This window comes from Thiothrix unzii (assembly GCF_017901175.1).
GTDB classification, from domain to species: domain Bacteria; phylum Pseudomonadota; class Gammaproteobacteria; order Thiotrichales; family Thiotrichaceae; genus Thiothrix; species Thiothrix unzii.
The window spans coordinates 1,344,858-1,368,652 of sequence record NZ_CP072793.1 but is presented as its reverse complement, the minus strand read 5'-3'; the positions used below and the strand labels follow the sequence as shown (position 1 = coordinate 1,368,652).

The following is a 23,795-nucleotide window of genomic DNA, read 5'->3' as shown; positions in this document are numbered from 1 at the left end:
AGCCTAATGGAGATATAGAATTTTTAGAAGAAATTCCCTTCACCACAAATAAAGGAGATATATTATGAATACCAAAGAAGATTACAAACAAAAAATTGAAGCCGAATTAGCTTTGGCGCAAGCTAAATTAGCCGAGTTTCAAGCTCGTGCTAAAGTAGCTTCAGCCGATACTCGCATTAGCTATAACGAACACGTCCATGACATGGGAGAAAAGTTCGATGCGACTAAAGCGAAATTAAAAGAATTTGGCGAAGCCAGTGATGGCGCATGGGAAAACTTGAAGGATGGTGTGGAAAATGCATGGCATTCATTGAGTGATTCCGTTAAAGATGCTACTGCCAAATTCAAAGCCTGATTTTTCTCCACTCTCTCTGTTCAATCAGTTTTGCTAACACACTAGCATCTTAAGGCAGTTCATTAGCTACCTTCGCATTAGTGAGCTGCCTTCTTTTAAATTCCCTTCAATAAAGTCAATACGCGCTTTAGAGAATAAACCTCATGGACACAAACTACCTATCCGCTAACTGGCATCAAGTCAAAGGCAAAATGCGTGAGCAATTTGGCAAGTTGACTGACGATGATTTACTAGAAATCGGCGGCAAAATTGAAGTTCTTGTAGGTAAATTGCAAGAACATTATGACCTAAGCCTTGAAGAAGCTGAAGCTGCCGTTACTGGTTTAAAAATAGATGCCGAAGGCATGAAGCTAGAAACCAACCTTTAACACATACCGGAGTTTTTATGAAAATTACCCCTATTTTATTTTCCCTGTTAATCGCAGCCACTTTATTTGGCTGTGACAGCAGCACAGAAAAGAAAGCAATGGATGCTGCGCATAACGCTAATGAAAAAGCCAAAGATGCAGTAGAAGCAACCCAAGAAAAAGCCAGTGAAGCGGCTGATGCCATGAAAGAGCAAGCTGAAAAAGCCAAAGCGGCAACGGCTAATGCTGTCGAAAACGCAGCAGAAAGTGTTGCAGCCAAAGCAGCGAAAGAAAAGCAGGAAGCTGCGGACGCGCTGAAAAGAGAACAAGCATTGAAAGAAGAAGCCTTGAAAAAATAAGACCCTACGGAATTTTCCGTGATATGGCACAAGCAATCCATTTGGTAGAAGCGTTAACCGAATAAAAAGCGTTTAACCGGCACTTTAACCAAAGCGGAATACAACCAAGTCGCTAATATTATTGCCAGAGAAACCGAATGTCGGATTTATTAGTAATAAATTGGCATTTGATACTGTATTAGCTTTATCTAAAGTCGATGATGATATTGCCAATAATGGCAATGATAAAGTCGACAAATCATTATTCATGGGTGTTACCTATCGCCTGAAATAATATCAGTGCGAAATGAATAATATGTTTTATCGTTCACCCTATTAATGGGCATGAGGTATTTGAAATGAAAACGTTATATAAATTAACTACCAGTGTAGTGACGCTTGCTGTTTTATTGAGTTTGACAGCGTGTTCCGGGATGACAACCCGTGAGAAAAATACTGCCGTTGGCGCGGGTGTTGGTGCTGTTGCCGGGAGCGTCGTGAGTGGTGGATCAACCGCCGGAACCATCGGTGGTGCAGCAGTTGGCGGCGTTATCGGTCACAGCGTGCGCTAAACCCTATGACGGTTGAAGCAAGGAGAAGTGTGCTATGCGTAGCAAAGAAAAAGGCAAAATAGGCTGGATATTGCTTTGGCTGGTGGGAATCCCGATTCCGATCTTGCTGGCACTGTATTTCCTGCGTGGATGTACCTGAGTAACCAGTATGCGCTTATATACGAGCTGTGATTTAGCGTTCGAGATTCCTGCGCCTACGCCGTTTGTGTTGATGTTGCGCCCGCGCAGTGGGGCGCAGCAGTGGATCACCCGCGAGGAATATCGCCTCGTGCCCAGTGTAACCGTGTGTGAATTCACTGATAACTATGGCAACCTTTGTCAGCGGCTGGTGGCTCCACGGGGAATTTTCACCGTGTACACCTCCGCCGAAGTTGTAACCGCAGACCATGTGGACCAAGCACCGGAAGCACCATTTGTTGAGGTGCAAAACCTGCCCGACGTGGAACTCAGTTACTTATTGCCCAGCCGTTACTGCGAATCCGACCGCTTTGGTCAAATGGCAACCGAGATTACCGCAGGGCAACCAGCGGGTTACGCTCAAGTCGCAGCGATTGTGGCTTGGTTACGCGCCAATATTTGTTTTGCACCGGGCAGCAGCAACGTTCCGGTATCGGCAATCGAAGTAAATATCAAGCAATCGGGCGTATGCCGTGATTTTGCGCACCTTGGCATTGCCTTGTGCCGCAGCTTAAGCATTCCCGCACGCATGGTGGTGGGCTATCTCTACCAACTCGACCCGATGGATTTGCACGCTTGGTTTGAAGCCTATGTCGGCGGACGCTGGTACACGTTTGATGCCACGCAAGCCGAACTCAACGGCGGTTATGTGGTGCTGGGCTATGGGCGGGATGCGGCAGATGTCGCGGTTTACAACCAGTTTGGCCCGGCGGTACACCCCACTGCTCAGACCGTTTGCGTGCAGCTTCTCAAAGAACAAGCAAATACCGTCATGGATAAATCACCTAATGTCCGCTGCATTCCTTAACACATTAAAACGCTTTTATCGCCCTGCCATTGCGATCGTTCTTACGCTACTCATCAGCGGCTATTTCGCACGCAATCTGCTTTTCGGCACACCCGTTGAAGCCCACGCCGTCGTTCAGGGCGAATTACGCCAAACCGTGGTTGCCAGCGGGCGCATCACTTGGCCTCAACGTGTCTCCGTCGCGGCGGAAATCACCGGACGGGTTAACAAAGTTCCAGTGAAGGAAGGCCAGCAAGTCAAACGCGACGATTTGTTAATCCAGCTTGCAGACAGCACCGACCGTGCCAGCCTCGCCCAAGCCACCACCGCTGTAGCACTCGCCGAAGCCAAACTGCGCCAACAACGCGAAGTCGGGTTGCCCACCGCGCAAGAAGCACTGCGCCAAGCCCAAGCCGATGTCGAACAAACCGGTCAGCAACTCACCCGCATCCGTTCGCTCAACAACCAAAAATACATTAGCAAAACCGAACTGGACACCGCCCAACGTAATCTGGATGTTGCCAACAGCAAGCTGGAAGCGGCGACATTACAAGTGCAGAGCAACCAACCCAAAGGCAGCGACGCACTCCTTGTCACCACCGCCCTGAACCAAGCCCGCGCCTCTTTGCAACTCGCACAGGTCAAGTTGGCGCAAACCGCCATCCTCGCCCCTGCCGACGGCACACTGATCAGCCGCAGCATTGAACCGGGCGATATTGCCACCGCTGGCAAAGCCCTCATGGTGTTGGCAGCGCAAGGCGAAACCCAAATCGAAGTGCAAATCGACGAAAAAAACCTCGCCAAACTCGCCGTCGGACAAGTCGCGCTGAGTTCCGCCGATGCTTTCCCTCAACAGCGTTTTAATGCCGAAGTCGCCTACATCAACCCCGGCGTGGATGCCACACGCGGCGCGGTGGAGGTGAAATTGCGCGTCAAAGAGCCGCCAGCGTATTTGCGCCAAGACATGACCATTTCGGTCGATATAGAAACTGCCAAAAAGCCGGATGCGCTGGTAATCCCCACGGGTGCATTACACGAACCCAGCAGCGATGCGCCGTGGGTGCTGGTAGTGCGCGATGATCGCACGGTGAAACAAACCGTCACCCTCGGTTTGCGCGGCGACGAAAACGTGGAGGTGTTAAGCGGTCTGACCGCCGGTGAAGCGGTGATTCTGGCAAACCTCGCCCTGATCAAAGCCGACCAGCGCGTGCGGGTGACATTGCCGCCATGAATTCAGCCTTCCCCTTTGAATGGATTTTAGCGATTCGCTTCATGCACCAAGCACGGATGCAAACCTTGCTGATCATGGCAGGTGTCGCACTCGGTGTGTCAGTGATTGTGTTTATTTCCGCCCTGATCAGCGGGCTGCAAACCAATTTATTCAAACGCACGTTGGATTTTCAAGCGCAAATCATTATTCTGCCCCCCAAAGAAATATCTCGCCCACTGCATCAGGCCGGAGATGGGGCGATGCTTGCCACGCTAGTACAACCACGAGCGCAACGCTTGCAGTCGGTCGATCAATGGCAAACCGTCCTCGCGCAAGTGGCCAAAATGGATGGGGTTAGCGTGGCCGCGCCAGTGGTAGCGGGTGCGGGTTTTATCGTGCGCGGCGAAGCTAACAAAGCCGTCGGCTTAACCGGCATCGAACCAGAAACCTACCTGCAACTCATCGCCCTCAATAGCAAAATCATCGCAGGCACAGCCAATATTACTGGCACGGACATGCTGGTCGGCTTGGATTTGGCGAAAGATTTAGGCGTGTGGACGGGCGATAAACTCAATTTGCAAACCGCGTCCGGCGGCACGGCAACCTTGAGCATTCGCGGCATTTTTGATTACGGCAATAGCGGGATGAATTCGCGCTCGGTGTATATCGCGTTACGCACCGCGCAAAGCCTACTCGATTTGGCGGGCGGTGTCACCAGCGTCGAAGTGAATCTGGACGAGCCATTTACTGCCGAAACCGTGGCGCAAACCATTCAGGCGCAAACGGGCTTGAAAGTGGATAGTTGGATTGCCACAAATGCGCAATTCTTTAGCGCGTTGGAAGCACAATCCATGTCCAACACCGTGATCCGTTTTTTCGTGGGGCTGACTGCTGCCTTGGGCATTGCCAGCGTCTTGGTGGTGTCGGTGGTGCAAAAATCCAAAGCAATTGGCATCTTGCGGGCGACGGGTACATCGCGGCAACAGATTCTGCGGCTGTTTTTGCTGCAAGGCGCGTTGACGGGTTTGATCGGTTCGCTGTTGGGTGCGTTCGTCGGTTGGCTGTTTTTAATCGCGTGGCGCAATATCGCCATTAATGCGGATGGCACGCAGCTTTTCCCGATTACGTTTGACCCGATGCTGTTTGTGTATGCAACCGTGGGTGCAACACTGGTGGGGATACTCGCCGCCTTGTTCCCTGCCCTGCAAGCGGCGCGGCTTGACCCAGCGGTGGCGATTCGTGGCTGACTTTAACGCCATTACGCTGCAACTCAAGGGCATCCACAAAGCCTACAATATCGGTTTGCCTGCGGAAACTGAAGTGCTGCACGGGCTGGATTTAACCATTGAACGCGGCGAATTTGTGGCACTGATTGGGCCTTCTGGGTCGGGCAAAAGTACCTTGCTGAACCTGATTGGCTTGCTCGACAAACCGACAGTGGGTGAATTGTTGATTACGGGGCAACCGACGACGCAATTGCAGGATCGGGAACTGACGCTGTTACGTGCCAAAGCTATCGGCTTTGTGTTCCAGTTCCACAATCTGTTGCCCGAATTTACCGCATTGGAAAACGTGATGTTGCCGTTGCTGGCGGCACGGGGTCGCCCGGATGAGGCGATGCGTTTACGTGCTGCCGAATTGATTGAGCAAGTGGGGCTGACCGACGTGGGCAAACACATGAGCAATGATTTATCCGGTGGTCAACAACAGCGCGTTGCCATTGCCCGCGCTTTAGTGATGCAACCCGCGCTGGTGCTGGCGGACGAGCCGACGGGCAACCTCGATACCAAAGCTGCCGACAATGTATTTGATTTGCTGCGCCGCGTGAATGAAGCCAGCGACACCAGTTTTTTAATCGTCACCCACGACCCGCGCTTGGCGCAACGTTGCGACCGCATTATTGAACTGGTGGACGGGCGCATTGATTCTGATAAAGCCAACCGAGTGTCTCCCCCATGATGAAAACCACCCACACTGGTCTTACCCAAGCCGAAGCCGCCCGCCGTTTGGCAGCCGACGGCGAAAACATGCTCCCCGGCAGTATCCCCAAATCCCTGTTTGCCATCGCCTTGAGCGTGTTTACCGAACCCATGTTCCTGATGCTGTTGGGTGCGGGCGGCATCTACCTCGCCTTGGGGGATCGTGCCGAAGCCTCATTCTTGCTCGGTTTCGTCTTCGTCGTGATCGGCATTACTTTGGCGCAAGAACGCAAAACGCAACGTGCGCTGGAATCCTTGCGCGACCTGTCCGCGCCGCGTGCCTTGGTGGTACGTGACGGGCAGGAAATACGCATTCCGGGGCGCGAAGTGGTACGCGGCGATGTACTGGTATTGCACGAAGGCGACCGCATTCCCGCCGATGCCTTGCTGTTGGATGGGCAATTGAGCGTGGATGAATCCTTGCTCACGGGCGAAGCTGTGCCGGTCAATAAATCACCTTCGACCGCTCTGTATGCCAGTACCGTCGTCACCAAAGGCGTGGGTCTGGCGGAAGTCAGCACCATCGGTGTGAATACCGCTGTCGGGCGCATCGGGCAAGCCTTGGCCTCGACGCAGGAAGCCCCCTCCGGTCTGCAACAAGCCTCGCGCAAACTGATTATCGTCCTAACCATCGTGGGTTTGACCTTCGCCACACTGCTAGTATTACTGGGTTGGCTGTGGGACGGACGAGCGTTTCTGGACAGTTTATTGTCGGGCATTGCGCTGGCAATGGCGATTTTGCCGGAAGAAATCCCCGTCATCCTGACCGTGTTTCTGGCCTTGGGTGCATGGCGCATTTCCAAGCAAAAGGTCTTGACGCGGCGCGTGTCAGCGGTCGAAGCCTTGGGCGCAATCACGGTGCTGGCAGTGGACAAAACCGGCACGCTCACCCAAAACCGCATGAAAATGGAAGAACTGGTGGCGGTGGGTGCAACTTTCCGCAATGAAGGCGCAAACGCCCTGCCGGAAACCTTCCACGAACTTGCCGAATTCACCCTGTTAGCCACGCCGCTCGACCCTTTCGACCCAATGGAAAAAGCCATTCAGACCTTTGCGCAACAGTGGTTGAAGGACACGGAGCATTGGCATTCACAAGCCCCCGAATTTCAGTACGATTTGTCGGCGGAAATCCTGGCAATGACGCAGGTATTTTCCAGCAATGACCCCAACACGCATTTGCTGGCGTGCAAAGGTGCGCCCGAAGCGGTGGCGGATTTGTGCCATTTACCCGCTGCTGAACGCGACATTATCCACCAGCAAGTGCTGAGCATGGCAGAGCGTGGCTTGCGCGTATTGGGCGTTGCCAAAGGTCAATGGCAAAGCAAGGAATTGCCGCCCAGCCAGCACGATTTCAGCTTTACGTTTCTGGGATTAGTAGGGTTTGTTGACCCGCCTCGACCGGAAGTACCCGCTGCTATTGCCGAATGCCGTGCCGCTGGGGTGCGCATTATTATGATGACGGGCGATCACCCCGCCACCGCACGGGCGATTGCGCAACAGGTCAACCTGAGCACCCGCACAGCAGTGATGACGGGCGCGGAAGTGGCGGCACTCAGCGATGCTGAATTGCACGAGCAGTTGCAGCAAGTGGATATGTTCACCCGCTTGCAACCCGAACAAAAACTGCGCTTGGTGCAGATACTGCAACAAAACGGTGAAGTGGTCGCCATGACCGGCGATGGGGTCAACGATGCGCCCGCCCTCAAAGCTGCCAATATTGGCATTGCCATGGGCGAACGCGGCACGGATGTTGCCCGCGAAGCCGCTGCGCTGGTGCTGCTGGATGACAGCTTTGCCAGCATTGTCGCGGCGATTCGGCAAGGGCGACGCATTTACGACAATATTACCAAGGCCACCGCATTCACCTTCGCGGTACACATGCCGATTATTGTGTTGGCACTGATTCCGGCATTGTTGCATTGGCCGGTGCTGTTGCTGCCCGTGCATATTGTGTTGCTGGAATTGCTGATCGACCCCGCCTGTTCGATTGTGTTCGAGGCTGAACCGGAAGCCAGCGACATCATGACGCGCCCGCCGCGTAAACTAACGGATTCGCCGTTTGCGTTTAGTGCTCTGCTTTACCCGTTGCTACAAGGCATTGCGGTAGCGGAAGTGTTGCTGTTGGGGTATTGGCTGCTGGATGGGCAAAGCTTTCAGGCGGATGAAATACGCGGAGCCATGTTCATGGGCTTGGTGCTGGGTTTGTGCCTGCTCATCCTTGCCAATCGTGATGCGGCGCGGACGCTGCTGCATGGATTGACGGCAAGTAATCCGTGGATTTGGCGGATGTTTGGGGCGGTCATCTTGCTGCTTGTTGTGGTATTTAGCGTACCCGTGCTGCGCGACGTTATGGGATTTAGCGTCATGGATATTCCCCAACTGGTGGCGGGCATCGCTTTGGTGCTGGGGATTGGTGTGAGTCTGGAAGTTTTGCGCTGGGTCAGTGGCAAGACTAGCCACGGGGCGGATGATTTCGCAAAACTTTAATTTCATCCAGCAAGTCCACCGCCAAAGCCGCGCCTGCCAGATTGACACCTAAATCGCGCTGAAGCCGGATCACGGTACGCACCCGTACCACGCTATTGCCTGCAAACTGCCAACTGGTGGTGGTTTGCTGGTAGTCGATGGGTTCAATAATGCCCTCGTCGACCATTTCCAGCAGTTGTTCGGCGGGTAAAAAGCAAGAGCGGCACAATTCTTCCAAAGAAAAGCGCACGTCTTCATCCAGAATACCCACGACAGTTTCATCTTGTTGCATGATTTTCATGACTTACACTCCCATCCCGGCACGCGGATTAAAAGGTTGTTCCAACGCCAATTCAGCGTACAGGGCTTTGGCTTTATCGCTGAAAGTGGTCGGCATAACGACTTTCAAAGTGACGTAAAAATCGCCGGGTGAATGTGCCGGAATACCGCGCCCTTTCAAGCGTAACTTGCGTCCACTCGAAGAACCTGCGGGAATTTTCATATCCACTGCGCCATCCGGGGTAGGCACTGGAACGCTACCGCCCAACGCAGCTTCCCACGGGGCAATCGGCAATTCCAGATAAACATCAAGCTCTTCAACGCGGTATAGCGGATGCGGGTTGAAAGCAATTTCCAAATACAAATCGCCCGCCGCACCACCGTTAATGCCGGGGTTGCCCTGCCCTTGCAAACGAATGTGCTGGCCTTGCCTGACCCCTTTGGGGATTTTGACATTGAGGGTGCGTTCTTGTTGAAAAGCACGCAAATTCAAGCTGCGCGTCGCCCCCTGATAAGTTTCTTCCAGATCAATCGACACCTTGAAGTGACTGTCTTCACCCTGCATGGCTTGCGTTCGCCCTGCACTACCACGCCCACGTTGCCCAAACAGATTGGCGAGGAAATCATCGAATTCGGCTGACTGCCCCGTTCCCGCAGCACCATTCGGCGGCGGACGAAAATCACGCTGGGCTTTCAAGTCTTCGCCCAACTGGTCATAGGCAGCGCGTTTTTCCGGGTCTTTCAGGACTTCGTAGGCTTCGCCAACTTCCTTAAACTGCTCCTCGGCATTGGCTTCCTTGCTAATGTCGGGGTGGTATTTACGCGCCAGTTTGCGGTAGACACGCTTAATATCATCCTGCGTGGCTGCTTTGGTCAAACCCAGAACTTGGTAATAATCCTTGTATTCCATCGTATTCCCCCCTGCATTTCATTACATAAAATCAGGCAGATGGGCGCGGATTTCTTCTACCGAATGGCGAGTCAGGTCTTTATCCACGGTTTCAGCCAGCAAATCCGTCACCCCTTGCCTGAAATGCCCACGCAATAAACCCAAGAAGTGCGGTGAAGCCATGACATACAACTTGTCATAACGGTTGGCACTGCGCATTTCTTCCAGATAGTTGCTCAATTCAAGCGCAAACGCTTCGGCTTGCTGCTCTTTTATATCGGTGGGTGGCTCTACCGCATGGCGACCAGATCCCTGCGAATCAAAGACACGCGACGGTGAATCGGTTTCCAAATCACGCCCATGCAAACGGGAGCTGGGATGAACCTTATCTTCCAACTCAATAAGCACGGCATTAGCATTTAATGGCGATGCACTAAAAAAACGAGCCAGTGTTGAATTAGCAACAACAATCCAAATTGTCATAATATTAACTCCTTTTGTTGTTAAATATGACGAACCCCATACTAAAAGTATAGTTCATTTCAATAAGACCGTATTTTCCATACCACAAAAATCAAAACCAGTGCGATTAATACAACAGCGGCTAATAAAATAATCCACAGAAATTGACCAACATAAGCAGCCATTAACAGCGTCAACAATAATAGCGCACTCACCACATACAGCTTCCAAGACACTAGCATCCCATCAACAAAGGTAGCAAAAGTTAGCATCAGTAACACTAGCAAGCCGGTCGTATCCACATTGATACGCCCCGCCTCAAGCAATCGGTAAATCACCGCCACGGAAACCAACGCCGCTCCCCACAAAATAATCTGTTGATACAATAGCTTACCGCCTTCGCGCAACCCCAGCTTTTGGGCACGCCAGCTTCCCCAAGCGGTGGTCACTACCGCCAGTACAACCAGCATATAACTCCAGTAGCTGTAAGCACTATCGACCCGATAGTTAGTAATGCCAATGCCTAGCATGGCAAAAAACGTGATTCCAACAAATAAGGCAGCATCAACTTTCAGTACGTGTTTGAAGGTTGCGCCCGCTGTTGCCGCAGGTGGTGATATATGCGGTTCATTAATCGCAGTGTCCATGATTTTTTCCTTTTAGGATTATCCCACTTTAGAAAATTTCAATTTCAAAAACAGGCTTAATTCATATTCATAGTGACAGAAGCTTGCAACACAAGCAAATAGAGAGCCTAATAAAATTGAATATATTTTTTCATTACGAAAATAATTTCATGCCTTACTTAAAATCATAGAGAACTATTATGAAAGACAAACACCATTCAGCCGTTGGGCTTTTTAGCAGCCATCATGACGCTGAAAATGCAGTCAAAGAACTACAAAGCGCGGGTTACAATATGCAAAAACTGTCGGTTATTGGTAAAGGTTATCACACCGAAGAAAGCGTCATCGGTTACTACAACACGGGCGACCGCATGGCATCATGGGGGAAATTTGGCTTATTTTGGGGCTGGCTGTGGGGGCTTTTATTCGGCTCGGCTTTCTTCATTATTCCGGGGCTGGGTGCGGTCATGGTCGGTGGCCCACTGGTAAGTTGGATCATTGGCGCGTTGGAAACGGCTTTCGTCGCCGGAGGCATCACCGCACTCGGTGGCGCACTAGCGAGTATCGGGATTCCCCAAAACAGCATTGTCCAATACGAAACCGCGCTCAAAGCTGACAAGTTTCTCCTCATCGTCAACGGGACTGAGCAGGAAATCGAAAGGGCTAAGGACATTTTGCTGGAAAACAAAGCCGACGAAGCCAACGTACACACAGATGTGATCAGCACATCCCTCGTACCAGTTACCAATTAAGGAGAAGCCGTTATGTCAAATTTTGGGCCAAAAAATGAAAGGCTGCTGTACCACTCGATTGAAGGGGTATCACTAACCGAAATTCACCAACGGGTGCAACAGAATGCCGCATCCCTGAACGTGAAACCCAGCGCGGAACTGCTTGAAGTAGTAGACACCCTATTCAGGCATTATCAGGAAAATACTGAAAATGACCAGTGCCAAGATGTCCACTGTGACGTGCGTTTTCTGGATCAGGCATTTGCCCATAAAGGTGGCGGAAAATATCTGGAAGAACTGTTTCCGACAGGACAAGGCGTGATCCGTACCATCCATGCCTTAGCGGGTTTTCCCCAACTGGAAATGGACATCGACAAGGGCTTTGGCACAGCTTTCTGATCTAAACTTCAGAAATCCCGCCCTAAGATGAAATACGCCTGATGGTCAGCCCCTTGCGTCTTGCGCACCCCGACAAACGCAGGACCAATGGGCGTTTCGCCACCGACAAAAACCGTACCCGAATTCCGCAAGCCACCCAAATCGACCGCATCACGCTGCTGCCAGGCTTGACTGACACCCACTGAAGCCCCTACATGCACTTTGGCTATTTCTGGAATTTCAGCAACTTGGCGCATATAGGTGACAGAACCTGCTACGGTTTCATTGCCAATCAACGGGGCATTATCAGAAAACACCAAATGCCCGGTTTGCAGGGCATGGGTTTCTAAGTTATTGCCGCTATCCAATACCGCCGCCCCATTATTAGCCGTTGCCACTGCCCGCCCACTGGCGATAAAGCGGTGCTTGTCATGCACACTCCAAACCCGGTCGGCTTCCAATTCAATGCGGTTAAAATCGTTGTCACTGCCCATCGCGGTAACGCCACGGGTATAAGCAGCAGTCAACTGACCACCCTTGGTCGGGAAGTTAATCGAATCGAGCGTGTCAGCTTGGTATTGGAGTTTGACCCCAGCTTCTGTCAATGTTTTATCCGCCACAATAGGTGTGCCATCTTTGGGCAGTGGCTTGGTCTTTTGATGAAATACCCCCGCCCTGATTTCGCCGGAATTGCCGACCGGATGCCCAATATCCACCTGCACCCGCGCTTCCCGCGCCCGTATTTTGGCAACCTGCTGGGCATTATCCAAACTATTGGCATCACCCTCTTGATACCATGCACGCGGGGCAACAAACGTACCGTCAATCCCTAACGGATGATAGATTTCCGCCTCAGCTAACAAACGTCGCCCGATCACCGCTTGGGCACGCAATTCAGTACCCGAATCCGTCAAGCCTTTCTGGACATATTTCACCCCAGCCTGATAGCGGGTATCGCCATTAAAATCATCGCCCAGCGAAAATCCTACGCTTACCCGATGTTCACCTTCGGTGGCCTTTTTCGCGATGACTTTCAAGCCATAATCCCCGGATGGAAGTTGAGTCAGCTTGTAATCCACCAAGCTGAAATACCCCAAGGTGTAGACACGGTTCAGACCGTCCTGCAACCGCTGGTTATCCAAAACATCGCCAGGTTTGATATTGAGAGCCTTGCGTAAAATGCTTTCGCGCAGTGACGAGTCGTTTTCGATTTGCACACTGGCAACTTTGACCACCTCATCTATTGGGTGGGCTGGCGTTGCAAACTGGTTGGCATCACTACTCAAACTACCCGCCAGACGTTGCAATGCAACCAATTGGGTACGCGCACCTTTTTCACCGAGTGCCACCGTTTCAGCCACCCGCGTGAAATCAAGCCTGCCAACTTCACCAACGGGCGGCTGGATCAGGATGTCTTGCGGGGTCAGGCTTGCCAATTGCGCTTCGCTGGTTTTACGCACCAACAAATCCATCGACTGCAAGCTAATGTCTAACGCTGTATCCAGTTTGCGGGAATTGTCCGGTGGTATATTCGATACGATGAGAATGTCAGCACCCATCTGGCGGGCAATATCGACAGGGAGATTATTCGACACCAAACCATCCACCAGCAAACGGTTATCAAGGGTGACAGGCGCAAACAAGCCCGGAATCGACATGCTGGCACGCACTGCACTCGCCAAATTCCCCTGTTTCAGCACCACCGCGTCACCCGTATGGATGTCGGTGGCAACTGCACGGAACGGAATCGGTAAACGGTCAAAATTGCTGATTTGCGCCACCGGAGCCAGCAAGCGACGCAGTTCAAAGATCAGTTTTTGCCCGTCAATCAAACCGCTGGATAACTTGATACCGCGCTTGGATACCCCGGATTCAAACACCGTGAAAAAGTCTGCATTTTGCTGTTTTTGCTGGTAAGACTTGAGTTGATGCGAAGTGTCATCACTGAACAGCTTGCCCCAATCCAATGTTTTGGAAACCTGTTCAATTTCAGCAACACTCATGCCAGAAGCATACAGGCTACCAACCACCGCGCCCATGCTGTTACCTGCAATCACATCAACCGGAATGTGGTTGGCCTCCAGCACTTTCAAAACCCCCACATGGGCGATTCCGGCAGCACCGCCGCCGCCCAACACCAGACCAATTTTCGGGCGGGCGAGAGCTTCACTCGTGGGTAATAAAAAACACAGGAGCAGCGAAAAAACAGTCAATATAAGTTTCATCTTTATGAGTATAAGCCTCAATCCAACTATTCACCCAATTACCTGCTGCTCATGCCTCTTCAAAAAATTCAATGACTTGCTATCCCAAGCAATAGAGAGCCTAATGAAAACAGACGCAGCCCTGCTAATGCACGGTGGCGACACCAAGGAAATAAAATCATGAAACATAATCCCCTGCAACGACTGGCAACCTTTGGTCAGTCCATCTGGCTGGATTACATCAGGCGTGACTTGATCAGCAGCGGCGAGCTGCAACGTTTGATTGAGAACGATGACTTGCGCGGCATCACCTCCAATCCCGCCATTTTCGAGAAAGCCATCACCGACAGCCACGCTTACGACACAGCCATTCGCGAGCTGGCACAGCAAGGCAACAATGCCGAAGCCATCTACGAAACCCTCAGTCAGCAAGACGTGCAAAGTGCCGCCGATGCCTTCCGCCCACTTTACGACCGCACCAACGGCAAAGATGGTTACGTTAGTTTGGAAATCAATCCGCACCTCGCACACAATACCGACGGCACATTGCAGGAAGCACGCCGCTTGTGGGCAGCCTTGAACCGCCCGAATGTGTTCATCAAAATCCCCGCGACTACCGCAGGCTTGCCCGCCATCCAGCAACTCATCAGCGAAGGCATTAACGTCAACGTCACCCTGCTGTTTGGCTTGCCGCGCTATCGGCAGGTAGCAGAGGCTTACATAGCTGGCATTGAAGCCCGCCTCGCGCAAGGTGAACCCGTGCAGCAAGTCGCCTCCGTCGCTAGTTTCTTTGTTAGCCGCATTGATGCGCTGCTAGACCCGCTGTTAGAAACCCCAGCGGCACAAGCATTACGCGGGCAAGTCGCGATTGCCAGCGCGAAAATCGCCTACCAAATCTACCAAGAAATCTTCAATGGTGAACGCTTTGAAGCCTTGGAAGCGCAAGGCGCAACCGTCCAACGGCTGTTATGGGCAAGTACCAGCAGCAAAAATCCAGCGTTCAGTGATGTGAAATACGTCGAAGCCCTGATCGGCGCAGATACCGTCAACACCTTGCCGCTAGAAACCCTGAACGCCTACCGCGACCACGGCGAACCGCAAGCGCGGCTCGAACAAGGTATCGCAGAAGCCCGCCAAGTATTGGCACAACTGCCCGCGCTGGGCATCAACCTCGACCAACTCACCCAACAGCTTGAAGACGAAGGTGTAACAAAATTCAACAAGCCATTCGACAAGCTGCTCACCATTTTGGCACAACGCACCGCCGAATAAGGAATCTTTACACCATGACTACCACACTCTCCCCCGAACTGCTAGGTCGGATGGATGCCTACTGGCGTGCCGCTAACTACCTCTCCGTCGGACAGATTTACCTGTTCGACAACCCCTTGCTAAAACGCCCATTGGAACTGACGGATGTAAAGCACACCCTGCTAGGGCATTGGGGCACAACGCCCGGACAAAACTTCATCTACGTACACCTAAACCGCATTATCAAACAATACGACCTCAACATGCTCTACATTTCCGGCCCCGGACACGGCGGGCCTGCGGTAGTAAGCAACACCTACCTCGAAGGCACGTACAGCGAAATCTACCCCGACATCAGTCAGGATGAGGCAGGGCTGCAAAAGCTGTTCCTGCAATTTTCGTTTCCCGGCGGCATCCCCAGTCATGCGTCGCCAGAATGCCCCGGTTCGATCCACGAAGGCGGCGAACTGGGCTATTCGTTGAGCCATGCGTTCGGCGCGGTATTCGACAATCCCGATCTAGTGGTAGCTTGCGTGATCGGCGATGGTGAAGCGGAAACCGGGCCGCTGGCAACGTCGTGGCATTCCAACAAATTCCTTGATCCGGTGACGGATGGCGTGGTGTTGCCAATCCTGCACCTCAACGGCTACAAGATTGCCAACCCAACCGTGCTTGCCCGCATCAGCCGCGAGGAACTGGAACAGTTATTGCGCGGCTACGGCTGGACACCCTATTTCGTGGAAGGTCACGAACCAGCGTTGATGCACGCCGCAATGGCGGCAACGCTCGACACAGTGATGGCGCAAATTCAAGACATCCAGCAAGCGGCACGTGTCCACGGCGATTTGACCCGTCCACGCTGGCCGATGATTGTGCTGGTATCCCCCAAAGGCTGGACAGGGCCAAAAGTGGTTGATGGCGTGCAAATCGAAGGCACATTCCGAGCGCATCAAGTCCCACTTTCCAACCCAGTGGCGCACCCCGAACACCTCCAATTGCTGGAAGACTGGCTCAACAGCTACCGCCCAGAAGAGCTTTTCGATAAACACGGGCGTTTGCAGCCGGAACTCGCGGAACTTGCCCCCACAGGCGAGCGACGCATGGGTGCAAATCCCCACGCCAATGGCGGCATGTTGCTGCGCGATTTGCGGATGCCGGATTTCCAAGATTACGCGGTAGACGTACCCACGCCGGGTGTAAGCGGTATTGGCGATACCCGCGTACTGGGACGTTTTTTGCGCGATGTGGCAACGCTGAACGGTGAGCAGCGCAATTTCCGCATCTTCGCCCCCGATGAAATACTGTCCAACGGCCTCGAAGCCCTGTTTGAAGTGACCCAACGTCAATGGGATGCTGCAACTGTAGCAAATGACGAATTTCTCGCCCCTAGCGGACGGGTACTAGACTCAATGCTCAGCGAACACCAGTGCGAAGGCTGGCTGGAAGGCTATTTGCTGACCGGGCGGCATGGGCTGTTCAATTGCTACGAAGCCTTCATCCACATCATTGATTCGATGTTCAACCAACACGCCAAGTGGCTGAAAGTCACCGCACATCTACCCTGGCGGCGCAAGATTGCCTCGTTGAATTACCTGCTGACTTCGCACGTCTGGCGGCAAACTGCCAACGGTTTTACCCACCAAGACCCCGGTTTCATCGACCATGTGGTGAACAAGAAAGCCGAAGTCGTGCGGGTGTATTTTCCGCCGGATGCCAATTGCTTGCTGTCGGTAATGGATCATTGCCTACGCAGCCGCCACTACGTCAACGTGGTGATTGCGGGCAAACACCCTGCCCCGCAATGGTTGTCGATGGATGCCGCTGTCAAGCATTGCACCCAAGGTATCAGCATCTGGCAATGGGCAAGTAACGACCAAGACGCAGAAACTGATGTGGTGATGGCGTGCTGTGGCGATGTACCAACGCTGGAAACGCTGGCGGCGGTATCAATCTTGCGCGAACACTTACCCGACCTAAAAATCCGCGTGGTCAATGTCGTCGATTTGATGAAACTGCAACCGCAAAGCGAACATCCGCACGGCTTGAGCGATGCCGATTTCGACACAATTTTCACCAAGGATAAGCCGGTGATTTTCGCTTTTCATGCCTACCCGTGGCTGATCCATCGGCTGACGTACCGCCGCACCAACCACGACAATTTCCATGTGCGCGGCTACAAGGAAGAAGGCACGATCAGCACGCCATTTGACATGACGGTGATGAACGATCTCGACCGCTTCCATTTGGTGATGGATGCCATTGACCGTTTGCCGCAAACAGGGGATAAGGGGAGTTACCTGAAGCAGCAACTCAAGGACAAGTTGATTGAACACAAACAATACATCGGCAAATACGGACAAGATATGCCAGAAATTCGCGATTGGATGTGGGGTATAACGGCTGATGCAACGCTATAAAATCCTACATCGCACCTACTACAACTTCCCCGCCACGGTGCGCCTTGAACCGCACACCTTGCGCCTGCGCCCCCGCGAAGGCTATGAATTGCACATCGAATCCTCCACCCTCGACATCACGCCCGCCGCGTCCCTGCGCTGGCATCGTGACGTGGAAGACAATTCCGTCGCTATCGCCACCTTCACCACGCCGACCCAGCAGCTTGCGATCGAAAGCCAAATCATCATCCAGCAATACAACCAGTCGCCGCTTGATTTTTTGGTGGAAGATTACGCGACACACTACCCTTTCGCCTACAAGCCGGAAGACAAAGTGGTACTCGCGCCCTACATGAATACCGTGAGCAACGGTCAGTTGCGCCAATGGGTAGCCAGCGTCTGGCAACCGGGCGAAAAGATTCAAACCTACAGCTTGTTGCAACGCCTTGCCATCCGCATCCAGCAAACCTTGGTGTATCAATTGCGCGAGGAACCGGGGGTGCAATCCACCACCGAAACGCTCACCCGTGGCACAGGCTCATGCCGTGACTCGGCGTATCTGTTCATGGAAGCTGCCCGCAGCTTGGGTTTTGCCGCGCGTTTTGTCAGCGGCTATTTGCACACCCAACTTGCCCCGACCGACTTAGGCTCAACCCATGCGTGGGCAGAAGTCTTTCTCCCCGGTGCAGGCTGGAAAGGTTTTGACCCCACCATCGGCGCAATCGTCGGCACCGACCACATCGCCGTAGCCGTCGCCCGCTTGCCCGAATCCGTGCCTCCCGTGGCAGGCGCATTCGTCGGACCACCGGGGGCAACACTTACCGTGGGCGTTTGGGTAACAGCGTTACCAGCTTAACGTGGCTGGCACTCTGCGTAAGTTTGCGCTCCAGCCTTACGCAATGCCGCCACAATCGCAGGTGTGCCGTGCTTGATAGCGTAATCGAGTAGCGTATTGTTCTGGCATTCGTCCATCATTTCATCCACCTGCACCCGTGCACCATGCTTGATGAGAATTTGCACCGCTTTCACATCTTTACTAAGAATCGCCGAAATGATGGGTAATTGCAGAAAATCGTAAAGCTCGCCGGTATTATTAGCATCACCGCCGTTACTCAGGATGTATTCCAACAATTCGTGATTATCGGTAATCATCCCAATCGGACTAAAACCGCCGTTAAATGTACCGTTCGGGTCTAAACCCAGCCCGATGAAAAACTTGATCATCGCCATGTCCTCACGCCCCATTGCGACAAACAATATTTTCCCATCATTGCCCTGCATTCCCTCGAAGCTCAGATCTGCTCCCGCAGCCAGCAATTGCTTGACCCGTTTTAACCCGCCTTCGCGCACCGCTCCGATCATGGACTCCCCCAACGTATTCGGAGTCAATGCTAAATCTGCGTCATTCAACGACACATTGCCACCGAAGCACGCCAATAAGGCTTGCGCACGGGCTTGGGTTTCGGCCTGAGCAACCGCCTCGCTGACGGTTTCGCACCAGCGTTTTTGCCCGTCAAGGTCACTGCTCCAGCGCAACCCAGACACGTCACAATGCGCAGCACCCGCCGTATTATGTTGGCTCACTGCCTTGGTTGCGTAAGCATCACAAAAACTGGGCTCAGGGTCATAAATACTCGCGAGAGCCGGAGACAGCCAGCCACTTAGCCACAAAATAACAATCCATCCGCGTAACATCGTTTCACTCCTTGATAACTGCCTGACTTTATAGAACAGTTTGCTGTGAAAAGGTTGCAAGGCGATTGGTTTTACCGATAACGCATTTATTTGACCAGACAACAGGCATATAATCCCCCGTTTCGATTTACCTACGGGAACACACAGACATGGCACAGTCAGTCAATAAAGTCGTGCTGGCCTACTCCGGCGGCTTGGATACCTCCATCATCGTTCGGTGGCTACAAGAAAATTACGGGTGCGAAATTGTCACCTTTACCGCCGATATTGGTCAGGGCGAAGAAGTCGAGCCAGCCCGCTCCAAAGCCTTGGCAATGGGCATTAAACCGGAAGAAATCTTCATCGAAGACCTGCGCGAAGAATTCGTGCGTGACTACGTGTTCCCAATGTTCCGCGCCAACACCATTTATGAAGGCGAATACCTGCTGGGCACATCCATCGCCCGTCCGCTGATCGCTAAACGTTTGATTGAAATCGCTAATGAAACCGGCGCGGATGCGATTTCCCACGGCGCAACCGGCAAAGGCAACGACCAAGTACGTTTTGAACTCGGTGCATACGCGCTAAAACCGGGCGTAAAAGTGATTGCTCCTTGGCGCGAATGGGACATGAATTCCCGCGCTGATTTGATGGCGTATGCTGAAAAGCACAATATCCCCGTCGACTTCAAAAAGGCTGGCAAAAAATCTCCATACTCGATGGATGCTAACCTGCTGCACATTTCTTACGAAGGCGGCCCGTTGGAAGATCCGTGGTTTGAAGCGGAAGAAGACATGTGGCGTTGGAGCGTTTCCCCTGAAACTGCCCCCGACAAGCCAACCTACGTCGAAATCACTTTCAAGGGCGGTGATGCAGTAGCGTTAGACGGTCAAGAAATGTCAGCATCTGCCATTCTCGAAACGTTGAACAAATTGGGTGGTGCAAACGGTATCGGTCGTTTGGATTTAGTGGAAAACCGCTACGTCGGCATGAAATCACGTGGCTGCTACGAAACCCCCGGCGGTACGATTTTGTTGCCTGCGCACCGTGCGATTGAATCCCTGACTCTCGACCGCGAAGTGGCGCACCTGAAAGACAGCCTGATGCCGAAATATGCCGAGCTGGTTTACAACGGTTACTGGTGGAGTCCTGAACGCAAGATGATGCAAACCATGATCGACGCATCGCAAGCCTTCGTCAACGGCACAGTGCGCATGAAGTTGTACAAAGGTGCTGCAACCGTTGCCGGTCGTAAATCTGACGACAGCTTGTTCGACGCACGCATTGCCACGTTTGACGATGACGGCGGCGCGTACAACCAAAAAGACGCAGAAGGTTTCATCAAACTGAATGCGCTGCGGATGCGGATTGCTGCGGTCAAGGGTCGTTAATTCCTGATGGAAGCACGCTTGGAAAAATTGGAACTCCTGTTCATGGAACAGGAGCAAACCCTTGAAGCCTTAAGTCGCCAGATTTACCTGCAACAACAAGACATTCGTACTGCCTTGCTGGAAATCGAACGCCTGAATGACAAGCTTAAATCCCTCACCCCGTCGGCTGTCGGTAGCCAAGCTGACGAAACACCGCCGCCCCATTATTGATGCCTGAACGCTATCAGTTAGTGCAAACCCCCGCACGACTAGAATTACACGACACCCACGACCCTAAAGTGGGTGCAGTGTACGTCGATTTTGTCGAAGGCAAAGCCCAGCACCGGCGTTTATTCGGTGGCGGCAAAGGTCAAGACATTGCAAAAGCGATTGGCTTACACAAACTCAAAAATCCGCACGTTATTGATGCAACCGCAGGGCTTGGGCGCGAATCGTTCGTACTCGCCACCTTGGGTTGTCGCGTCACGTTGCTGGAGCGTTCCCCCATTGTCCACGCGCTGTTAGCAGACGGCCTGCAACGCGCTCAAGCCAGCGATGATGAAATCGTGCGCACCATCGCGCAACGCATGGCGTTACACCATGCCGATGCCCACACCGGACTGGCACACTGTTGCGCACGTGAACCCGCCGATGTGATTTACCTTGATCCCATGTTTCCAGAGCGGCAAAAAACCGCATTGGTACAAAAAGAAATGCGTTTTTTCCACGAAGTCGTCGGCGATGATCATGATGATGAGGATTTGCTGGAAATTGCCTGCCAGTACGCCAAACACCGCGTCACGGTCAAACGTCCGCGTCACGCACCAACCTTAGGTGGCGGCAAACCCGCATTTGTCATCAGCGGCAAAGCCGTGCGCTATGATATTTATTTAGGCAAAGCAACTGCGCAATAACACCAAAAGCAAAAACAGCAGGCCAAGCCATGCCATGACTTTTAGAATGATGCGGTATATTTGGCGTTTTTCGTGGGTATTCATGTTCAATAGGATTCAATAATGCGAAGTAACCATTTTCTTATAATTGCAGCCCTACTGGGAATGCTTGCAGTCATTTTAGGTGCATTTGGCGCACACGGGTTGGAAAAACTCTTGGATGCGCACATGCTAAAACGCTTTCATACCGGCGTGGAATACCAGTTTTACCACTGCGCCGCCCTACTCGCGGTCGGTTTACTCTGGGAACGTCAGCAAAATCGCTGGTTAGCCGTCTCAGGTTACGCTTTCAGCATTGGCGTGCTATTGTTTTCAGGGAGTTTGTATGTTTACGCTATCACCGGGATTACTGCTATCGCCATGATCACACCGTTTGGGGGAATGGCTTTTATCATCGGCTGGTTGTGCCTGTTACGCTACCTGCTCAAGCACTGAATGCTACGGACAAAACATGCCCTATACCCCGTTTAAATTTTTCGCTAAAAATCAACAAGGCAAAGATTTTGTCGTGGGGGATATTCACGGCTCGTTCACCGCGTTGGAACATCTGTTAAAGCAAGCTGCGTTCCAACCCGCAACCGACCGGCTATTTGCAGTAGGCGATTTAATCGACAGAGGCGCGGAATCGCCGCGTGTCACCGAGTTTCTCAACTACCCGTGGTTTTATTCCATTATGGGTAATCATGAAAGGATGTTACTGGATTCAGCAGATGACCCTAACTTATACAAAAGCTGGACAAGTTACAATGGCGGAGCTTGGTGGAACAGCGTATCGGAGCAACAGCGCGACACGATTCGGCAAGCAGTCGTTGAATTACCTATAGCGTTTGAAGTTGCCACAGGTATCGGGCGTGTAGGTATTGTTCATGCTGACATACCTAATACAATGAGTTGGACGCAGTTTGTTCAAGAGATGCAAAGCAACCCAGAGTGTACAGAATACGCTTTGTGGTCACGCAACCGCTTTCGCAGAATACGCACATTAGGCTGCGGAAGTCCGATTCAAGGAATTGATCATGTAGTGTTTGGACATTCCCCTACACCACAGGTGCTACAAGCGGGAAATGTCCATTTCATTGATACGGGCGCAGCGTTACAAGAAGAAGCAGAGTTGGGCACATTAACATTGCTGCAAATACACCCTAAACTGAGCACGCATCAACTGAATACACGCACGCTCAACCTTCCAAACACCGCTGAATAAGTTACATCCGTGCGCTTAACGTAGCTCGCGGCGGAAACATGGTCGCGATACGGCTGGCAATCGTGTCTTGACGATAAGCCACTTCACGAATCTCCGGGCGGTTAATGAAATTAGCCAATGTCAGGTTATCTAAAAACTCGTATAAGCGACTGCTTAAATCTTCCCACAATTGATGGGTCAGGCACTTCTCACCACCGTGGCAATCTTTATTTCCTAAACAACGGGTTACGTCAATATTCTCATCTACTGCATTAATAATTTCAGCAATACTGATTTGACTGGATGGACGACCTAAACGGTAGCCACCACCGGGGCCGCGTACCCCTTCAACCAAACCTTCTTTACGCAACCGCGCAAACAACTGTTCGAGGTATGACAGGGAAATACCTTGGCATTGAGAAATGTCCGCTAACGTCACCGGCCCTTCATGGTCGTGAATCGCCAGATCCATCATGGCTGTGACTGCGTAGCGGCCTTTTGTAGAAAGCTTCATGTGGATACTCCTTGACAGCCTAGCTGTGTATTAATTCCTGAGTGGAATGCTAGGTATATTAGAGAAACCTACTAGCCTAGTCAAGAATATTTTTGCAGATAGTTATACAAAATATTAAAATACCCCAATTTCTTCAGTATAACTTGTACAGATAATCATAAACAAGTGCTTCAAACTGCCTAACACAGCCAGTATCTAGTGAAAACCATGACCCTGACGGCGTAAATAATTCGTCCACTTATACAAAAAGCGGTTCATGCGCCAACGACACAGCAACATCGTGTCTAAGTCTTTCCCCCAATACCTGATCGGCTCGTCCACCAAGCGGCAACGGTGACTCACCACTTCTGCCTGCCGCGAATCATGATAAACCCGAATCAACATATCCGGGCGGCTATCGCGTTGCTGATCTTCAAACAAATACGTCATTAATAAGGTGGTGGTGTGTGTTGAACTATCCACCACCTGCAACAACACCGGGATTCCCCCAGCAATGTAGGAACGTGACTCTAGCGGCAAAATACGCAAGTCACCGCACAGCAAACGCAATTGCAGGTAATTGGTTTCATACATCTCCATTAATGCCGCAAAAGATTTTGGACGCGGAGAGAATAACGCGGGTTGTTCTTTGGTTAACATAAATCCATAATACGT

At 52.0% G+C, this 23,795-nt stretch carries 28 protein-coding genes; 19 read left to right on the top strand and 9 right to left on the bottom strand.

Translation table 11 applies throughout. The features are described 5' to 3' along the window. The first annotated feature begins 64 nt into the window (after positions 1–64). The 3 genes from J9260_RS07010 to J9260_RS07000 all read left to right on the top strand — a co-directional run bounded on the left by J9260_RS07010 (position 65) and on the right by J9260_RS07000 (position 1,061). Positions 65–355: a sll1863 family stress response protein gene (locus tag J9260_RS07010; RefSeq protein ID WP_210220305.1), complete on the top strand. Its 291-nt coding sequence runs from the start codon at positions 65–67 to the stop codon at positions 353–355. A gap of 143 nt (positions 356–498) precedes the next feature. Beyond that, positions 499–723: a CsbD family protein gene (locus tag J9260_RS07005; protein WP_210220304.1), complete on the top strand. Its 225-nt coding sequence runs from the start codon at positions 499–501 to the stop codon at positions 721–723. A 17-nt stretch (positions 724–740) separates the two neighbouring features. Beyond that, a complete protein-coding gene (locus J9260_RS07000; RefSeq protein ID WP_210220303.1) occupies positions 741–1,061 on the top strand; it encodes a hypothetical protein in 321 nt (106 codons plus the stop codon). 84 nt (positions 1,062–1,145) lie between these two features. Here J9260_RS07000 and J9260_RS06995 read toward each other — a convergent pair whose 3' ends face one another. Then, positions 1,146–1,310, bottom strand: coding sequence for a hypothetical protein (locus tag J9260_RS06995; RefSeq protein ID WP_210220302.1), 165 nt, complete (start codon positions 1,308–1,310; stop codon positions 1,146–1,148). A gap of 89 nt (positions 1,311–1,399) precedes the next feature. Here J9260_RS06995 and J9260_RS06990 point away from each other — a divergent pair, with 89 nt between their 5' ends. The 6 genes from J9260_RS06990 to J9260_RS06965 all read left to right on the top strand — a co-directional run bounded on the left by J9260_RS06990 (position 1,400) and on the right by J9260_RS06965 (position 8,252). Continuing rightward, a complete protein-coding gene (locus tag J9260_RS06990) occupies positions 1,400–1,612 on the top strand; it encodes a glycine zipper 2TM domain-containing protein (RefSeq protein WP_210220301.1) in 213 nt (70 codons plus the stop codon). Between the two features lie 148 nt (positions 1,613–1,760). Then, positions 1,761–2,597, top strand: a complete 837-nt coding sequence (locus J9260_RS06985) for a transglutaminase-like domain-containing protein (protein WP_210220300.1) — start codon at positions 1,761–1,763, stop codon at positions 2,595–2,597. Next, positions 2,578–3,807 (top strand): efflux RND transporter periplasmic adaptor subunit, encoded by a 1,230-nt coding sequence (locus tag J9260_RS06980; RefSeq protein ID WP_210220299.1) that lies wholly within the window; start codon positions 2,578–2,580, stop codon positions 3,805–3,807. The genes J9260_RS06985 and J9260_RS06980 overlap by 20 nt, the downstream gene beginning before the upstream one ends. Beyond that, entirely contained in the window at positions 3,804–5,033 is a 1,230-nt protein-coding gene (locus tag J9260_RS06975; protein ID WP_210220298.1) for an ABC transporter permease, read from the top strand. Before J9260_RS06980 ends, J9260_RS06975 begins: the two co-directional genes overlap by 4 nt. After that, positions 5,026–5,745, top strand: coding sequence for an ABC transporter ATP-binding protein (locus J9260_RS06970; protein WP_210220297.1), 720 nt, complete (start codon positions 5,026–5,028; stop codon positions 5,743–5,745). Before J9260_RS06975 ends, J9260_RS06970 begins: the two co-directional genes overlap by 8 nt. Beyond that, the gene (locus J9260_RS06965) at positions 5,742–8,252 is read left to right on the top strand and encodes a cation-translocating P-type ATPase (RefSeq protein ID WP_210220296.1); all 2,511 of its coding nucleotides are present in this window, start codon (positions 5,742–5,744) and stop codon (positions 8,250–8,252) included. The genes J9260_RS06970 and J9260_RS06965 overlap by 4 nt, the downstream gene beginning before the upstream one ends. On the opposite strand, the gene J9260_RS06960 is transcribed toward J9260_RS06965, so the two are convergent. The 4 genes from J9260_RS06960 to J9260_RS06945 are packed head-to-tail and all read right to left on the bottom strand — an operon-like array spanning position 8,218 to position 10,508. After that, on the bottom strand, positions 8,218–8,532 hold the full coding sequence (locus tag J9260_RS06960) for a chaperone modulator CbpM (RefSeq protein ID WP_246499675.1): 315 nt from the start codon (positions 8,530–8,532) through the stop codon (positions 8,218–8,220). The genes J9260_RS06965 and J9260_RS06960 overlap by 35 nt on opposite strands. 3 nt (positions 8,533–8,535) lie before the next feature. After that, positions 8,536–9,420, bottom strand: coding sequence for a DnaJ C-terminal domain-containing protein (locus J9260_RS06955; protein ID WP_210220295.1), 885 nt, complete (start codon positions 9,418–9,420; stop codon positions 8,536–8,538). A 21-nt stretch (positions 9,421–9,441) separates the two neighbouring features. After that, complete coding sequence (locus J9260_RS06950) at positions 9,442–9,882, bottom strand: host attachment protein (protein WP_210220294.1); 441 nt, start codon at positions 9,880–9,882, stop codon at positions 9,442–9,444. Positions 9,883–9,941: 59 nt separating this feature from the next. Next, complete coding sequence (locus tag J9260_RS06945) at positions 9,942–10,508, bottom strand: hypothetical protein (protein ID WP_210220293.1); 567 nt, start codon at positions 10,506–10,508, stop codon at positions 9,942–9,944. A 179-nt stretch (positions 10,509–10,687) separates the two neighbouring features. On the opposite strand from J9260_RS06945, the gene J9260_RS06940 reads away from it, so the two are divergent. Both J9260_RS06940 and J9260_RS06935 read left to right on the top strand, forming a co-directional pair. Continuing rightward, the gene (locus J9260_RS06940) at positions 10,688–11,239 is read left to right on the top strand and encodes a DUF1269 domain-containing protein (RefSeq protein WP_210220292.1); all 552 of its coding nucleotides are present in this window, start codon (positions 10,688–10,690) and stop codon (positions 11,237–11,239) included. A gap of 12 nt (positions 11,240–11,251) precedes the next feature. Then, entirely contained in the window at positions 11,252–11,617 is a 366-nt protein-coding gene (locus J9260_RS06935; RefSeq protein ID WP_210220291.1) for a hypothetical protein, read from the top strand. An 8-nt stretch (positions 11,618–11,625) separates the two neighbouring features. Here J9260_RS06935 and J9260_RS06930 read toward each other — a convergent pair whose 3' ends face one another. Then, complete coding sequence (locus J9260_RS06930; RefSeq protein ID WP_246499673.1) at positions 11,626–13,809, bottom strand: patatin-like phospholipase family protein; 2,184 nt, start codon at positions 13,807–13,809, stop codon at positions 11,626–11,628. A 171-nt stretch (positions 13,810–13,980) separates the two neighbouring features. Here J9260_RS06930 and tal point away from each other — a divergent pair, with 171 nt between their 5' ends. The 3 genes from tal to J9260_RS06915 are packed head-to-tail and all read left to right on the top strand — an operon-like array spanning position 13,981 to position 18,303. Continuing rightward, positions 13,981–15,072, top strand: a complete 1,092-nt coding sequence (gene tal, locus J9260_RS06925) for a transaldolase (RefSeq protein ID WP_210220289.1) — start codon at positions 13,981–13,983, stop codon at positions 15,070–15,072. A 14-nt stretch (positions 15,073–15,086) separates the two neighbouring features. After that, on the top strand, positions 15,087–17,468 hold the full coding sequence (locus J9260_RS06920) for a phosphoketolase family protein (RefSeq protein ID WP_210220288.1): 2,382 nt from the start codon (positions 15,087–15,089) through the stop codon (positions 17,466–17,468). Then, positions 17,455–18,303 carry a transglutaminase family protein gene (locus tag J9260_RS06915; protein WP_210220287.1) on the top strand — a complete coding sequence of 283 codons (849 nt, stop codon included), beginning with the start codon at positions 17,455–17,457 and terminating at the stop codon, positions 18,301–18,303. Before J9260_RS06920 ends, J9260_RS06915 begins: the two co-directional genes overlap by 14 nt. On the opposite strand, the gene J9260_RS06910 is transcribed toward J9260_RS06915, so the two are convergent. Then, entirely contained in the window at positions 18,300–19,142 is an 843-nt protein-coding gene (locus J9260_RS06910; protein WP_210220286.1) for an ankyrin repeat domain-containing protein, read from the bottom strand. The two genes, J9260_RS06915 and J9260_RS06910, sit on opposite strands and share 4 nt — an antisense overlap. 149 nt (positions 19,143–19,291) lie before the next feature. Here J9260_RS06910 and J9260_RS06905 point away from each other — a divergent pair, with 149 nt between their 5' ends. The 5 genes from J9260_RS06905 (at position 19,292) to J9260_RS06885 (ending at position 22,648) form a co-directional block, all read left to right on the top strand. After that, positions 19,292–20,512: an argininosuccinate synthase gene (locus tag J9260_RS06905; RefSeq protein ID WP_210220285.1), complete on the top strand. Its 1,221-nt coding sequence runs from the start codon at positions 19,292–19,294 to the stop codon at positions 20,510–20,512. A gap of 6 nt (positions 20,513–20,518) precedes the next feature. After that, the gene (locus J9260_RS06900; RefSeq protein WP_210220284.1) at positions 20,519–20,722 is read left to right on the top strand and encodes a SlyX family protein; all 204 of its coding nucleotides are present in this window, start codon (positions 20,519–20,521) and stop codon (positions 20,720–20,722) included. Further along, positions 20,722–21,405 (top strand): class I SAM-dependent methyltransferase, encoded by a 684-nt coding sequence (locus tag J9260_RS06895; RefSeq protein WP_210220283.1) that lies wholly within the window; start codon positions 20,722–20,724, stop codon positions 21,403–21,405. The genes J9260_RS06900 and J9260_RS06895 overlap by 1 nt, the downstream gene beginning before the upstream one ends. Positions 21,406–21,549: 144 nt before the next feature. After that, entirely contained in the window at positions 21,550–21,879 is a 330-nt protein-coding gene (locus J9260_RS06890) for a DUF423 domain-containing protein (protein ID WP_246499671.1), read from the top strand. A gap of 16 nt (positions 21,880–21,895) precedes the next feature. Next, positions 21,896–22,648 carry a metallophosphoesterase gene (locus J9260_RS06885; protein WP_210220281.1) on the top strand — a complete coding sequence of 251 codons (753 nt, stop codon included), beginning with the start codon at positions 21,896–21,898 and terminating at the stop codon, positions 22,646–22,648. Between the two features lies 1 nt (position 22,649). Here J9260_RS06885 and J9260_RS06880 read toward each other — a convergent pair whose 3' ends face one another. Then, complete coding sequence (locus tag J9260_RS06880; RefSeq protein ID WP_210220280.1) at positions 22,650–23,141, bottom strand: Fe-S cluster assembly transcription factor; 492 nt, start codon at positions 23,139–23,141, stop codon at positions 22,650–22,652. Positions 23,142–23,336: 195 nt separating this feature from the next. After that, positions 23,337–23,780, bottom strand: coding sequence for a DUF1249 domain-containing protein (locus J9260_RS06875; protein WP_210220279.1), 444 nt, complete (start codon positions 23,778–23,780; stop codon positions 23,337–23,339). Positions 23,781–23,795 lie beyond the last annotated feature (15 nt).